Source organism: Chromobacterium sp., assembly GCF_041912965.1.
In the GTDB taxonomy this organism is placed as follows: Bacteria; Pseudomonadota; Gammaproteobacteria; order Burkholderiales; family Chromobacteriaceae; genus Chromobacterium; species Chromobacterium aquaticum.
On sequence record NZ_JAYSGF010000070.1, the window covers coordinates 1 to 12,904 of the forward strand.

The 12,904-nt window shown below is 63.2% G+C and carries 14 protein-coding genes and 2 tRNA genes; 12 read left to right on the forward strand and 4 right to left on the reverse strand.

What is annotated here, in order from left to right:
• The first annotated feature begins 94 nt into the window (after positions 1-94).
• Together ACE3QM_RS21985 and ACE3QM_RS21990 are read left to right on the forward strand one after the other, a co-directional pair.
• A tRNA-Cys gene (locus ACE3QM_RS21985) sits at positions 95-168 on the forward strand.
• A gap of 319 nt (positions 169-487) precedes the next feature.
• A tRNA-Leu gene (locus ACE3QM_RS21990) sits at positions 488-572 on the forward strand.
• 82 nt (positions 573-654) lie between these two features.
• On the opposite strand, the gene ACE3QM_RS21995 is transcribed toward ACE3QM_RS21990, so the two are convergent.
• Positions 655-1,389 carry a GntR family transcriptional regulator gene (locus ACE3QM_RS21995; protein ID WP_374424883.1) on the reverse strand — a complete coding sequence of 245 codons (735 nt, stop codon included), beginning with the start codon at positions 1,387-1,389 and terminating at the stop codon, positions 655-657.
• Positions 1,390-1,588: 199 nt separating this feature from the next.
• On the opposite strand from ACE3QM_RS21995, the gene ACE3QM_RS22000 reads away from it, so the two are divergent.
• The 6 genes from ACE3QM_RS22000 to ACE3QM_RS22025 all read left to right on the forward strand — a co-directional run bounded on the left by ACE3QM_RS22000 (position 1,589) and on the right by ACE3QM_RS22025 (position 7,097).
• Positions 1,589-2,626 (forward strand): ADP-ribosylglycohydrolase family protein, encoded by a 1,038-nt coding sequence (locus tag ACE3QM_RS22000; protein ID WP_374424885.1) that lies wholly within the window; start codon positions 1,589-1,591, stop codon positions 2,624-2,626.
• Between the two features lie 4 nt (positions 2,627-2,630).
• Positions 2,631-4,019 carry a cytosine permease gene (locus ACE3QM_RS22005; RefSeq protein WP_048412015.1) on the forward strand — a complete coding sequence of 463 codons (1,389 nt, stop codon included), beginning with the start codon at positions 2,631-2,633 and terminating at the stop codon, positions 4,017-4,019.
• Entirely contained in the window at positions 4,016-4,966 is a 951-nt protein-coding gene (locus tag ACE3QM_RS22010; protein ID WP_374424887.1) for a PfkB family carbohydrate kinase, read from the forward strand. Before ACE3QM_RS22005 ends, ACE3QM_RS22010 begins: the two co-directional genes overlap by 4 nt.
• Positions 4,967-5,644: 678 nt before the next feature.
• The gene (locus tag ACE3QM_RS22015; protein ID WP_374424889.1) at positions 5,645-6,046 is read left to right on the forward strand and encodes a ProQ/FINO family protein; all 402 of its coding nucleotides are present in this window, start codon (positions 5,645-5,647) and stop codon (positions 6,044-6,046) included.
• Positions 6,047-6,204: 158 nt separating this feature from the next.
• Positions 6,205-6,681: a hypothetical protein gene (locus tag ACE3QM_RS22020; RefSeq protein WP_374424891.1), complete on the forward strand. Its 477-nt coding sequence runs from the start codon at positions 6,205-6,207 to the stop codon at positions 6,679-6,681.
• A gap of 2 nt (positions 6,682-6,683) precedes the next feature.
• Positions 6,684-7,097 (forward strand): YchJ family protein, encoded by a 414-nt coding sequence (locus tag ACE3QM_RS22025; RefSeq protein ID WP_048412011.1) that lies wholly within the window; start codon positions 6,684-6,686, stop codon positions 7,095-7,097.
• A 9-nt stretch (positions 7,098-7,106) separates the two neighbouring features.
• On the opposite strand, the gene ACE3QM_RS22030 is transcribed toward ACE3QM_RS22025, so the two are convergent.
• Both ACE3QM_RS22030 and dcd read right to left on the reverse strand, forming a co-directional pair.
• On the reverse strand, positions 7,107-7,601 hold the full coding sequence (locus ACE3QM_RS22030) for a glutathione peroxidase (protein WP_048412010.1): 495 nt from the start codon (positions 7,599-7,601) through the stop codon (positions 7,107-7,109).
• A gap of 270 nt (positions 7,602-7,871) precedes the next feature.
• Positions 7,872-8,441 carry a dCTP deaminase gene (dcd, locus tag ACE3QM_RS22035; protein WP_048412009.1) on the reverse strand — a complete coding sequence of 190 codons (570 nt, stop codon included), beginning with the start codon at positions 8,439-8,441 and terminating at the stop codon, positions 7,872-7,874.
• 208 nt (positions 8,442-8,649) lie between these two features.
• On the opposite strand from dcd, the gene ACE3QM_RS22040 reads away from it, so the two are divergent.
• The 4 genes from ACE3QM_RS22040 to ACE3QM_RS22055 all read left to right on the forward strand — a co-directional run bounded on the left by ACE3QM_RS22040 (position 8,650) and on the right by ACE3QM_RS22055 (position 12,281).
• On the forward strand, positions 8,650-8,880 hold the full coding sequence (locus ACE3QM_RS22040) for a FeoA family protein (protein WP_197081574.1): 231 nt from the start codon (positions 8,650-8,652) through the stop codon (positions 8,878-8,880).
• Positions 8,877-10,649 (forward strand): ferrous iron transport protein B, encoded by a 1,773-nt coding sequence (gene feoB, locus ACE3QM_RS22045; protein WP_374424895.1) that lies wholly within the window; start codon positions 8,877-8,879, stop codon positions 10,647-10,649. Before ACE3QM_RS22040 ends, feoB begins: the two co-directional genes overlap by 4 nt.
• Before the next feature lie 88 nt (positions 10,650-10,737).
• Positions 10,738-11,205: a bacterioferritin gene (bfr, locus tag ACE3QM_RS22050; RefSeq protein WP_048412006.1), complete on the forward strand. Its 468-nt coding sequence runs from the start codon at positions 10,738-10,740 to the stop codon at positions 11,203-11,205.
• Between the two features lie 143 nt (positions 11,206-11,348).
• Positions 11,349-12,281 carry a dihydroorotate oxidase gene (locus ACE3QM_RS22055; RefSeq protein ID WP_374424898.1) on the forward strand — a complete coding sequence of 311 codons (933 nt, stop codon included), beginning with the start codon at positions 11,349-11,351 and terminating at the stop codon, positions 12,279-12,281.
• A 184-nt stretch (positions 12,282-12,465) separates the two neighbouring features.
• Here ACE3QM_RS22055 and ACE3QM_RS22060 read toward each other — a convergent pair.
• Positions 12,466-12,904 (reverse strand): ATP-binding cassette domain-containing protein (locus ACE3QM_RS22060; protein ID WP_374424900.1); only part of this gene is annotated, 439 nt, incomplete at its 5' end.

The window sequence follows — 12,904 nt, forward strand, 5'->3', positions numbered from 1 at the left end:
AGCGCAACCTTGCCAAGGTTGAGGTCGCGAGTTCGAGCCTCGTTTCCCGCTCCAAATTTAAATCATCAGCCATGGCTGGTGGTTCGCCGGTAACGGCGGGGTAGCAAAGTGGTTATGCAGCGGATTGCAAATCCGTCTACGCCGGTTCGATTCCGACCCCCGCCTCCAGTTAAAGCCCCGTAAGTCAAAGACTTGCGGGGCTTTTGCTTGGTCTGAGGCTGCGCCTCGTATGGTGCTGTCGCGCGGGTTCCCCGCGCTTTTCCACTTCCCCTGTTTTGATCGGCTCGTCGCTGCGCATAGCTCAGCTCCTCGTTGATATGTGTGTTTTTACACGCCAAACATGGGGGGCAATGAGTGGCGTGCATTCATGCGTGCCATGCGCTGAACCTACGCGTCAGGCGGAAAGACTGCGCTCCCCATGAGTTCGGCGGATGGCGTCCGTTTGCCAGCGGCCCGGCTCTGGGATAGAATCGCCGTCTCTTTGCCCGCCCCGGTGGTGAAATTGGTAGACACAAGGGACTTAAAATCCCTCGACTTCGGTCGTGCCGGTTCGATTCCGGCCCGGGGCACCACGACGGCTTGGCCGTCCGCGAGACGACGAAGACCCGCACAGCGCAGCGCTGGGCGGGTTTTTTGTTTATCGATCCCCATGCCTCATAGCTGCACCTCGAATTCATAGAGATCGCTGCGGCACAGCACCTCGCTGAACTCCAAGACCTGCTGCACGGCGTTCAAGCTGGTCTGCTGGATGCGCAGCAGCGGCATGCCTGCGGCCAGATTCAACAAGGCGGCGGCGTCACGATCCGCGGCGCAGGATGCCAGGCGAAAGCGCTTGTGGCCGATCTCGATGCCGCGCTGTTCCCACCATTGATATAGCGAATGTTCCAGGCGCTCGGGCTCGGGCAGGAAGGCCAGCGGGATATAGGTGGTTTCCAGCGCGGCCGGCACGCCATCCATCAGCCGCAGACGGCGTAGTTTCGCGATCTCGGCGTCGGCGGGCAGTTGCAGCCTGGCTGCGATGGCGGCTGGAGCGGCTTCGCGCTGTCGCAGCAGCCATTGATTATCCACCGTGCCGCCATTGCGCAGCACTTGCTCGGTAAAGCCCCCGCTATCGTTGAGCGAGTAGCAGAAAGCCTGCGCTACGCGCGTGCCCACGCCTTGCAGCCGGGTGATCAGCCGTTTTTTTTCCAGTTCCGCCATCGCTTTGCTGATGGTGACGCGCGACAGCCGTAGTTTTTCCGCCAGTTGCCGCTCGGTGGGCAGGAAGGCGCCGGCTGTCAGCTGGTGCTGACGGATGGCCTGTTCCAGCGCATTGGCGATCTGCAGATAGCGCGGGGTGGGATCGGCGTGGCTGAGGCTGGCGGACAAACATTCCAGTATATCGATCATATCGGTTGCAAACTCCTGTGCATGCGGACCCAGTCTAAAGCAAAGCGCGCGCGGTAGGAGAGGGCGGCTGGCGTGGAGCGGTGGCCTACCTGACCGATAGGATAGCCTGGTGTTATTGGATTTATATTGGACTTGTCATAGTATGCCAATCGAAAGCCTTGCCGCTGGCGCGGCGGCGAGTGTTTTCTGTGACTATCCCATGCGTTTCAAGAGGTACGGTTTGACAACTAGCAGCAAGGGCTATTCATTCATTCTCGGCGCACTGTATGGGCAGGCGGCGGGGGATGCGATGGGCATGCCTTCAGAACTTTGGCCGCAGCAACAGGTGCGGCGTTTCTTTGGCTGGATCGACGATTTTCTGCCTGGCCCCACCGAGAATTTCGCCGCGTCCGAATTCGCCGCCGGCGAGTTCACCGATGATACTCAGCAAGCCATCGCCTTGATGGATGCGCTGATCGCGGCGGACGGAGAGGTGGAGCCGGAACGCATCGCCCGCAACATCATCGCCTGGGCCGAAGGGATAGACGCGTTCAATAAGAACATCCTGGGGCCGAGTTCAAAAGCCGCGTTGCTGGCCATCTTGTCCGGCCAGTCCATTGATACGCTTGGCGCCAATGGCGTGACCAATGGCGCGGCGATGCGGGTGGCGCCATTGGGCTGCCTGCTGTCCAGTCGGGATCGCCAGGCTTTCATCCGTGCGGTCCGACTCAGTTGCAGTCCCACCCATCAGTCCGATATCGCGGTAGCCGGCGCGACGGCCATCGCCTGGGCGGTGTCGCGGGCGGTGGAGGGCGCGGCGTGGTCCGACATCAAGACCGAATTGCCCGCCATCGCCGATCAGGCGCAGTTGGAATTGGTGACGACATTCAGCCCGCTGCTGAGCCGGCGTTTGGCTTGGGGTTTCGAGGTGGCGGGGCGCTTGCGCGGGCAGGATGACGCGGCCGTGGTGGCCGAGCTGTATCACACGCTGGGCGCCGGCATGGACACCATAGAATCGGTGCCAGCCGCCCTCGCGCTGGTGGAATGCGCGCAAGGCGATCCGCGCCATTGCGCGGTGCTGGCGGCGAATCTGGGCGGCGATACCGACACGATAGGCGCGATGGCAACCGCGGTGTGCGGCGCGCTGCGAGGAGTGGAGGCGATACCGGCCGCATGGCGGGAGCGCATCCGGCAAGTGAATGGAGTCGATTTCGAATCTTACGCGCAGACTTTAAGCGCATTGCGTTTCAAGGGGTGAAGGGATGAGCGAAGCACAAGCAAGAGAGGGCTGGCGGCTGGAGAGCGCGGGTATAGACCTGGTGCCCGAACATGAGTGCCAGGGCCGGCCGGTGGAGTTGTTCTGGGTATGGCTGGCGGCCAATATCGGCATCCTCGGAGTGGTATACGGCGGCATCGTCACCAGCTTCGGATTGTCGTTCTACCAATCCTTGCTGGCCGCGGCGGTCGGGGTGGCCAGTTTCGCGCTGGTGGGGTTGACCAGCATTGCCGGCCAGCGCGGCCGCACGTCCACGCTGACCTTGTCGCGGGCTATTTTCGGCCTGCGTGGCAATGCCGCGCCCACTGCCTTCAGCTGGTTCAACCTGATGGGGTGGGAAGCGGTCAACGTGGTGACCGGCGCGCTGACGCTGGCGGCGATGTGCCAGGCGCTGGGCATGGCGGAAAGCCGCCCGCTGACCGCGGCCTGCTTGCTGTTGTTCATCGGCCTGGTCATCGTGGTCAGCCTGCTCGGGCAGGCCACCGTGGTGTGGATGCAGAGCTGGCTGAGCCGGATCTTCGGCAGCATGACCCTGGTGGTGGTCCTGTACGTGGTGTCGACCGCGAATTGGGGCGCCATCATGGCGCGGCCGGACGGCGACTGGCTGACCGGTTTCTGGCCGGCGGTGTCGGTGATCGCCGCGGGCACCGGCATCAGTTGGGCGATAGCCGGCGCCGATTACAGCCGCTATCAGCGGGCCGGGGCGTCCAGCGGCAGCATCTTCGGCGCGGTGATGGTGGGCGCGTCGCTGCCACTGATGCTGCTGATCTTCACCGGCGTGCTGCTATCGGTGCAGATACCGGACCTGGCCAGCGCGGCCAACCCCATCGCCAAGATAGGCTCGGTGCTGCCGGCCTGGATGGCGGTGCCCTATCTGCTGACGGCGACGGCTGGCATCGTCACCATGGCGGTGCTCAGCCTGTACTCGGCCAGCCTCAATCTGCTGACCATAGGCGTCAAGGTCAGGCAGGCGCAGGCGGTGTCCATCAATGCGCTGATCGTGGTGGCGATTGCCGCTTATGTCCTGTTTGTGTCCAGTGATTTCCTGGGGCCCTTCATCGCCTTCCTGCTGTTCTGCGGCGTGTTCCTGGCCGCCTGGGAGGCGGTGTTCGTGCTCGATTATCTGATGCTGCGTCATCGGCAGGGCTATGACGGCGCGGCGCTGTCTGGTCAGCGCCAGGCCTTCCGCGCCGGCCCGCTGCTGTGCTGGCTGCTGGGCGCCGGCTGCGGCCTGCTGGTGACCAAGACCGGCTTTGTCGACGGCCCGCTGGCGCGTGGCATCTTCGCCGATTCCAGCCTTGGCCTGTTTGTATCTTTTGCGACCAGCTTGCTGGCTTATGGATTGTATTTGTTGCTGAAGGAGCGACGCGCATGACCATCCCGTGTCCTAGTTATCATCCCACCAAGGCGATCCTGACCGTGGGCGGCGCGGTGGGCGATGTGGTGCTGACCTTGCCCGAACTGCCGCGTAGCGGCGCCGATGTCGAAGCACAGCAGCAGGAACGCTTGATCGGCGGCTGCGCCTTCAATGTGGCGCGGGCATTGAGTCAGTTGAATGCGCCGGTGATCAATGGCATGCCAGTGGGCAACGGGCCATGGGGCGCGGCGATAGACGAAGCCATGCGCGAACTGGGCTTGCCGGTATTGCTGCGCAACGAGCGGCGCGACAATGGCTGGTGCGTGGCCATGGTGGAGCCCAGCGGCGAGCGCAGTTTTATTTCGATTTCCGGCTGTGAGACGGAATGGAGCCGAGCGCAATTGAATAAGCTGCCGCTTGCCGCCGACACGCTGGTGTACGCCAACGGTTATGAGTTGGCCGGCGAGGGTGGTCAGGCTTTGCGCGCGTGGTTGCTGGCCATGCCTGCGGAGCAGGTTCGCGTGATCGATCCCGGTCCGCGCGTGATGCAGTTGGAACCGGCCTTCTTGGCGGCCTTGAGCGACACCGAGACCTTGTTGACCCTGAACCGGGACGAGATCGCGCTATTGTGCGGCGGCGGCGATCCGGTTGCCGCGGCGCAGCGCTTTGCCAAGGACTATAGGCTGACGCTGATCTGCCGGCTGGGGCAGGACGGCGCCTGGGTATGTCCTGGCACCGAGGCACCGTGGCATCTGCCCGGCTATCAAGTGTCGGTGGTGGATACCATAGGCGCGGGCGATGCGCATTGCGCTGGCCTGTTGGCGGGTTTGTCCAGCGGCTGGCCGCTGCACTACGCGGTGGACCTGGGCAACCGCCTGGCGGCCTGTGTCGTGGCCAGCGCCGGCCCTGACGCGGCCACGGATTGGGACAGTTTGAACCGCCGTTTCCCCGTCGCCTGCATTTGACGCGAGCAAGCCCGGCGCGGTCGCCCTTGGCGCGGCCGCGCTTCATGCCCTGTTTGCCGTCTTGACCTTGAAAAAGTGGCAAAAGAAAGACGGGATCCACTGGGAAAAAACGCAATAGGCGTCTAGTACTGGACATAAAGGGGCATTACTTAGTACTCTCCCTCCCTCGTGAGCGCCTGCCCCGGCCGCGGAGCCCTCGGGCTTCCCCGCCAGCGCGGCGTGCGCGATGTTTTCTTTGTGATAACCTGTTCAAGGTTTCGCACGCAAAGGTCGGATAAGGCGAAAAGAGCTGAAGGAGCGAAATGTGCATACGCTGCATGAGCTTTCTGAAGGCGCGGCAACGCTGCATCGCCGAAGCGCGGCGGGTCACAAACAAGTTCTTAGCCCGGACGGTGCCGCCGTAAGCCAACGGTGGCCTGCTCGGGAATATACCGGCGCTGGCGATGCGCATGTCCGCGCGAGCTGCCGCTTGGCCGGGGGACGAGTTTCACGGAGTTCGTCCTTGGCCGGCAACTTGAGCGGCGCGCCGGTCTCGCATTGCCGCAGCGCTTGCCAAGCCGTATGACGATGTCGTCATTTATGCGTTCGCTGTCAAGCTGGCCGGGAGGCTGGTTGCAGTGCTTCGTTTGATTAGGCAGCATGCGCTGCTTTCGCACCAACGGATCTAGATAGAAGTTCATGAAGCCAAATACTGAAACGGCACTCGGTGCTGCACTTAAGTCCGCTGTACAAAGTCTGTCCAAGAAAAAGCAGACCGAGATGATCGCGGATCATGTCTACAGCAAGTTCGACGTTTTCCGTCAGTTCCGGCCGCTGGCGCTGGGCATCCATGAGAGCTTGATCGCGGCCTTGCCCCAGTTCGACGCGACGCTGATTTCGCGCGTGGTGGCCAACCACTGTCGCAAGCCGCGCTACGTCAAATCCCTGGCGCGCGGCGGCAAGCGTTTCGATCTGGCCAACAAACCGGTGGGCGAAGTCAGCGCCGAAGAAAAAAAGGCGGCGGAGCAGATGTCCGCGCCCAAGCCTGCGGCGGTAGCCGAGGCGGCGCCGGCCCAGCCCACGGGCGACTCCGCGGAATAAGCGTGCCGCGCTCGCGTGGCCACGATGAAAACAGCCTGACACATGCTTTGTCAGGCTGTTTTGCATTGCGCGGCAGGAACATTGCGGCTGTCGGCATGGTCGCAGGGAGATGCGCCGCGCCAGCGGCGACGAATCAGGACAGGAGTAGAATACCCGGCATGAAACGTCTTTTCTTGTGCGCCGCGATGGCCTTGAGCTTGTCCGCCTGCAGCGCTTTGCAACAATTGGGCGTGCCCATCAGCTCGCATCCCGATACCGCGCCGGCCAAGACCCGGCCGCCGGCCGCGCCCGCGGTCAATGGCAAGACCGACGCCTTGCTGCGCGAGGCCAACCGCCTGGCCGACAAGGTCAAGAGCGGCGAACTCACCCGCCTGGCCGCCGCCGACCAACTGGGGGCTTTCCGGCTCAAGGTGGTGGGCGCCAATCCGGTCGATGACAATACCTTCGCCATGTACCGCTATCTGACGGCGGAACGCGAAGCAGGCCGCATCGATCAGGACGCTTTCCGCGCCAAGATGGATGAGCGCTTGCGCGAGTGGATGCGGCGCTGGCCGAAATTGAACCCGAAACCGGCGGAACCCGCGTTCACCAATTTCCTGCTCAAGCTCTACGGCTTGCCGCCGCTGGTGCGCTGAACATGGGCAAGAAGACGCAGAAGGCGCCGAGCGCCTGCCCTTGCGGCCTGGGGCCGGCCTATGCCGCGTGCTGCGGCCGTTATCTGGATGATGCCGGCGCGCCGGCGCCCACCGCCGAGGCCTTGATGCGCTCGCGCTATACCGCTTACGCGCGCGGCGACGAAGGCTATTTGCTGGCCAGTTGGCATGCCAGCACCCGGCCGCAGTCGCTGGATCTCGCCGCGGACGCGGGCGTGGTCAAATGGCTGGGCCTGGATGTGCTGGCGACCGAGGCCGGCGGCGCTACCGACGTTGGCGGGATGGTGGAGTTCATCGCCCGCTGCAAGGTGGGCGGCAAGGCGGAGCGCATGCATGAGCGCAGCCGCTTTGTGCGCGAAGACGGCCGCTGGTTTTATGTGTCCGGCGAATTGAGCTGAGCACGCCGCTCAGCGCGCGGGCGTGCGCAGCAAGTTCTCGATCGCGCGCTCGAGCGAAGCCGGTTTCACCTGGGGAGCGAAGCGCGCTTGTATCGCGCCATCGCGATCCACCAGGAACTTGGTGAAATTCCACTTGATGCGCCGGCTGCCCAGCAGGCCTGGCTTGGCGGTGGCGAGATGGCGCCACAGCGGATGCGCGCCGGCGCCGTTGACGTCGATCTTGGCGGACAGCGCGAAGCTGACGCCGAAGTTCTTCTGACAAAACTGGCCGATGGCGGCAGCGTCCCCCGGCTCCTGGCCGCCGAACTGATTGCAGGGAAAGCCTATGATTTCCAGACCCTGCTCGCGGTAGCGCTGGTATAGCTGTTCCAGGCCGCCCAATTGCGCGGTGAAGCCGCACTCGCTGGCGGTGTTGACCAGCAGCAGCACCTTGCCGCGGAAACGCTCCAGAGCCAGTGGCCGGCCATCCAGCGTTTCAATGGAAAAATCATAAATTTCGGGCATGTTTCCGCTCTTCGTCAAAGTGAGGATCATGGCAAGAAAGCGGGGGAAGGGCAATGCGGGGAAGGCATAAAAAAAGGGGCGCAACGGCAAGGGGGAACCGCTACGCCCCAAGAAGAAATCAATTGCTGTACAAGGGCGGACCAACCGGGAAAGTCAGCTAACCCTCTGTTTATCCTAGAACATTGAGGTGAAATTGCGAGGACGGATTTGGCGGGATTTAAATGACAAAGGGATGGCTTAGCCATCCCTTTTTTGCTGGCGGGAAGTGTTTCAGGGGCGTGGCAGGGTCACGCCCACCTGGCCCATGTATTTGCCGGCGCGGTCGCTGTAGGACACGTCGCAGATTTCGTCGGATTCGAAGAACAGCACCTGAGCCACGCCCTCGTTGGCGTAGATTTTGGCCGGCAGCGGCGTGGTGTTGGAGAACTCCAGCGTCACATAGCCTTCCCACTCCGGTTCGAACGGCGTGACGTTGACGATGATGCCGCAGCGCGCATAGGTGGACTTGCCCAGGCAGACGGTCAGCACCGAACGCGGAATGCGGAAGAATTCCACGGTGCGAGCCAGAGCGAAGCTATTGGGCGGGATGATGCAATAGCCCTTGCCGGAGACTTCCACGAAAGAATTGGGGTCGAAGTTCTTCGGATCGACAATGGTGCTGTTGATATTGGTGAACACCTTGAATTCGTCGGCGCAGCGGATATCGTAGCCGTAGCTGGAGGTGCCGTAGGAGATCACCTTCTGGCCGTCCACCATCTTGATCTGGTTGGCTTCGAAGGGTTCGATCATTTTGTATTCGTCCGCCATCCGGCGAATCCACTTGTCCGATTTGATGCTCATTGTCTTTGGCCCGTAGCTTTTCGATTGATTGTCCGCGATTTTAACCGCAAGCGCGGCATGCGGCTATGGGTAATCCGCGCGCGCGGGCGTGAGCGGAGCGCCATTGACCCAGGTCAAGCGAGTCCGCAATTGCGGCGATTTGCCGCAGTTCGGCGCGAATGGGCTGGATATACTAATGCAAACCATTCTCGTTCTTGATCGGATCATCATGTTGACACTGGATGCATTCCCCGCCGGCCGCCACGGCGTGGTCGAGCGGCTGGAGCTGGCGGAGGAGGCGTTCCGCCGCGTCGCCGCCTTTGGCCTGGCGCCGGGCAGCCGTTTTTACGTGCGCCGGGTAGCGCCATTGGGCGGGCCGTTGCTGCTGGATGTCGGCGCCACTCGCTTTCTGCTGCGTCGCAGCCTGGCGCGTTCCATTGTGGCGAGGCTGGAAGCATGAAGCGCTTTGCCCTGATCGGTTTGCCCAATACCGGCAAATCCACCTTGTTCAACCGTCTGACCGGCATGTCGCAGCGCGTCGGCAACTGGCCGGGCCTGACAATAGAACTGAGCAGCGCGCGCCTATTGCTGGGCGGCCACATGGTGGAGCTGGTGGATCTGCCGGGCGTCAATGATCTGACCGGTTATTCCGACGACGAAGCGGTGGTGCGCGATGTGTTGCAGGCCAGCGCCTTCGACGGCGCCATCCTGGTGCTCAACGCCAGCCAGCTGGATCGGCAATTGCCACTGGCTTTGCAAGTGCTGGCCAGCGGCCTCAACTGCCACGTGGTGCTGAACATGGCTGACGAGGCCAAGGCGCTGGGCGTCAGCCTGGATGTGGAGCGCTTGTCGGAACGCCTGGGCGCGCCGGTGTCGCTGGTGTCGGCCAAGCGCATGCAGGGCTGGCCGCCGCTGATGACGGGTTTGAACCGGCTGGCGAATGCGGACGCCCCGGCCGCGCGCGCGCGGCTGGACGCGGTGCCGGAAACGCGGGCGGCGATGGAGCAGGCGCGGTTGAAGCTGGAGGGCTGCTGGGCCTTGCCGCCGGTGCTGCCGGCGCAGCTGACCGAGAAGATAGATCATTGGCTGATGCATCCGTGGCTGGGGCTGCCGCTGTTCTTCGCGCTGATGGCGCTGCTGTTCAATCTGACCTATCAGATCGGCACGCCGTTGCAGGATCTGGCCGGCGCCGGGCTGGACTGGATCAAGGAACAGGCGCTGACGCCCTTGCTCGCGCCCTTGCCGGCGATTGTGCAGAGCCTGGCGCTGGACGGCATCTGGCAGGGCGTGGCGACGGTGTTGACCTTCGCGCCCATCTTGCTGGTGTTCTTCGTGCTGATGGCGATGGTGGAGGATTCCGGCTATCTGGCGCGCGCCGCCTATCTGACCGATGCCTTCATGGCGCGGCTGGGGCTGGACGGCCGTGGTTTCGTGATGCAGCTGATGGGCTTCGGCTGCAATGTGCCGGCCATCATGGGCACCCGGGTGATGCGCGAGCGCAAGCAGCGGCTGCTGACCATGCTGGTGATCCCGTTCTCGCTGTGCTCGGCGCGCTTGCAGGTGGTGGTGTTCTTCGCCGGGCTGCTGTTCACGCCGTCGCAGGCGCCGTGGGTGCTGACCGGGCTTTATCTGATGAGCTTCGCGGTGGCGATCTTCACCGCCTGGGTGTTCAAGCGCCGTTACGCCGGCGGCGAGGCCTTTCTGCTGGAAGTGCCGCCGTACCGGCTGCCAGGGCTGAGCCATATGCTGGGCCGGGCGGTGGGCGAGGTGCGCGCCTTCCTGCAACTGGCGTCCAGTTTCATCTTGCTGGGCGTGGTGCTGGTCTGGCTGCTGACCCATGTGCCGGCCGGCGACGGCAAGACCCTGGCCGAGGCGCTGGGCGACCTGATGGCGCCGGTGCTGGACCCGATAGGCATACGCCACGAACTGGCGGCGGCCTTGTTGTTCGGCTTCATCGCCAAGGAGATCCTGCTGGGCAGCCTGGCGGTGATTTACGGGGTGTCGGAAGCCGGCCTGGGGGCGGCCTTGCTGCAGCATCTGGACTGGCGCTCGGCGATGAGCTTCCTGATTTTCACCTTGATCTACGTGCCCTGCCTGTCCACGGTGGCGGCGATGTATCGCGAGTCGCGCAGCAAGGCCTATACCGCGCTGGCGGTGGGATGGTCGGTGGGCCTGGCCTGGCTGTTGTCGTTCGTGTTTTATCAAGGCGGCGTGCATCTATGGCCTTGAGGGCTTAGAATGAATGGTTCGCGAATTCCGTTCGCGTCGGCGGCGCGCCCGCCGGCGTTATTGAACTACAACAACAAGAGGTCGTTTTATGCAAGGTGATCCCAAAACCATCGAGTTGCTGAACGAACTGCTGGCGGAAGAGCTGTCCGCCGCGGACCAGTATTTCATCCACGCCGAGATGTATAAGGACTTCGGTCTGCACAAGCTGTTCGAGCGCATCGATCACGAGCGCGAGGACGAGTTGTCGCACGCGCGGGTGCTGATCGCGCGCACCTTGTTCCTGCAAGGCAAGCCGAACGTGGCCAAGCGCGTGCCCATCGTGGTGGGCGAGAACGTGCGAGCGATGCTGGCCAGCGATCTGGAAGTGGAATACCGCGTCGGCAATCTGCTGAAAAAAGTGGTGGCCCACTGTGAGAGCGTGCAGGACTACGTGACGCGCCAGGAACTGATGGTGCTGCTGGAAGAGACCGAGAACGACCATGCCCACTGGCTGGAGCAGCAGCTGCGCCTGATCGATATGGTGGGCGAGCAGAACTATATTCAGTCGCAAATGTAAGCCCCGAATATTTCTGTCTTGAAACGGCCGCCTTCCGGGCGGCCGTTTGTTTTGCGGCGGCCGCGCCGGTTTTGACTTGGCGCAGCATGGCCGGCGCCGCTTGCGTCTATCATCGCCGGCAGATGAATTCGCCGGAGGGCGCGATGACGCTGGATCTATCCGTTTCCTGGCTGGGCATGCAGATGGCCAGCCCCCTGTTCAACGCTTCCGGCGTCCATTGCCGCACCAAGGAGGAACTGGAGCAGCTGCGCCGTTCCGCCGCCGGCGCGGTGGTGACCAAGAGCTGCACGCTGGCGCCGCGCGCCGGCAATCCCGAGCCGCGTTACCGGCGCACCGCGCTGGGCAGCATCAATTCCATGGGCCTGCCCAACGAGGGCTACCGCTATTACCTGGACTATGCCCAGGCTTACGACGACGCCAAGCCGCTGTTCCTGTCCATTTCCGGCATGACGCTGGAAGACACCTTGACCATTCTGGCCGAACTGGCGGCGCTGAAGCTGCCCTGCCTGCCGGAGGTGAATCTATCCTGCCCGAATCTGCCGGGCAAGCCGCAGCTGGGCTACGACTTCGCCGCCAGCGCCGAGGCCCTGGCGGCGATCAGCCGGGTGTACGCGCGGCCGTTCGGCGTCAAGCTGCCGCCGTATTTCGATCCGGTGCATTTCGCCGCCATGGCCGCGGTGCTGAACGGCTTCCCGCTGCTGCGCTTCGTTACCTGCATCAACTCGGTGGGCAACGGTCTGGTGATCGATCTGGACAGCGAGGCCGCGGTGATCAAGCCCAAGGGCGGGCTGGGCGGACTGGGCGGCGATTACGTGCTGCCGACGGCGCTGGCCAATGTGCGCGAGTTCGCCGTGCTGCTGGCCGACAAGCATGTGATAGGCTGCGGCGGGGTGAAGAGCGGGGCCGAGGCCTTCATGCACATCCTGGCCGGCGCCACCGCGGTGCAAGTGGGCACCTGCCTGCACGAGGAGGGCGTCAGCGCCTTCGATCGCATCGAGGCGGAGCTGGCCGCCATCATGCAGGCCAAGGGCTACCAGCGGCTGGAGGAGTTCCGCGGGCGGTTGAAGATTTTGTGAGCGCATGAAAAAAGCCCGGAGAACCCGGGCTTTTTTCTATAGAGCGTGTTTACGATCGCGCGAGCTAAGGCGAGACAAGGCGAAAACGGCAGAGAAAGCGGAATGTACTTGAGGTACATGAGCATTTCGAGGCGGTACTCACTGTGTCACGCTTCACGACGCGCAGCAGATCGTAAACAGGCTCTTAACGGCTGATCGGCTTGTAGCGGATGCGCTTGGGCTTGGCGGCTTCCTCGCCCAGGCGTTTCTTCTTGTCGGCCTCGTATTCCTGATAGTTGCCGTCGAAGAAGGTCCATTGCGATTCGCCTTCCGCCGCCAGGATGTGGGTGGCGATACGGTCCAGGAACCAGCGGTCGTGAGAGATCACGAACACGGTGCCGGCGTATTCCAGCAGCGCGTCTTCCAGCGCGCGCAGGGTTTCCACGTCCAGATCGTTGGAGGGTTCGTCCAGCAGCAGCACGTTGCCGCCCTGGAGCAGGGTCTTGGCCAGGTGCAGGCGGCCGCGTTCGCCGCCGGAGAGCATGCCCACTTTTTTCTGCTGATCGGCGCCCTTGAAGTTGAAGCGGCCGAGATAGGCGCGGCTGGACATCTCGAACTTGCCCACGGTGAGGATGTCGGCGCCG

Excerpts from the sequence above, each read along its gene's own strand:
- ACE3QM_RS21995 (WP_374424883.1), bottom strand. The coding sequence starts at position 1,389 with ATGATCGATATACTGGAATGTTTGTCCGCCAGCCTCAGCCACGCCGAT.
- ACE3QM_RS22010 (WP_374424887.1), top strand. The coding sequence starts at position 4,016 with ATGACCATCCCGTGTCCTAGTTATCATCCCACCAAGGCGATCCTGACC.
- ACE3QM_RS22025 (WP_048412011.1), top strand. The coding sequence starts at position 6,684 with ATGGGCAAGAAGACGCAGAAGGCGCCGAGCGCCTGCCCTTGCGGCCTG.
- ACE3QM_RS22040 (WP_197081574.1), top strand. The coding sequence starts at position 8,650 with ATGTTGACACTGGATGCATTCCCCGCCGGCCGCCACGGCGTGGTCGAG.
- ACE3QM_RS22015 (WP_374424889.1), top strand. The coding sequence starts at position 5,645 with ATGAAGCCAAATACTGAAACGGCACTCGGTGCTGCACTTAAGTCCGCT.
- ACE3QM_RS22000 (WP_374424885.1), top strand. The coding sequence starts at position 1,589 with ATGCGTTTCAAGAGGTACGGTTTGACAACTAGCAGCAAGGGCTATTCA.
- dcd (WP_048412009.1), bottom strand. The coding sequence starts at position 8,441 with ATGAGCATCAAATCGGACAAGTGGATTCGCCGGATGGCGGACGAATAC.
- ACE3QM_RS22005 (WP_048412015.1), top strand. The coding sequence starts at position 2,631 with ATGAGCGAAGCACAAGCAAGAGAGGGCTGGCGGCTGGAGAGCGCGGGT.
- ACE3QM_RS22020 (WP_374424891.1), top strand. The coding sequence starts at position 6,205 with ATGAAACGTCTTTTCTTGTGCGCCGCGATGGCCTTGAGCTTGTCCGCC.
- feoB (WP_374424895.1), top strand. The coding sequence starts at position 8,877 with ATGAAGCGCTTTGCCCTGATCGGTTTGCCCAATACCGGCAAATCCACC.
- ACE3QM_RS22055 (WP_374424898.1), top strand. The coding sequence starts at position 11,349 with ATGACGCTGGATCTATCCGTTTCCTGGCTGGGCATGCAGATGGCCAGC.
- ACE3QM_RS22030 (WP_048412010.1), bottom strand. The coding sequence starts at position 7,601 with ATGCCCGAAATTTATGATTTTTCCATTGAAACGCTGGATGGCCGGCCA.
- bfr (WP_048412006.1), top strand. The coding sequence starts at position 10,738 with ATGCAAGGTGATCCCAAAACCATCGAGTTGCTGAACGAACTGCTGGCG.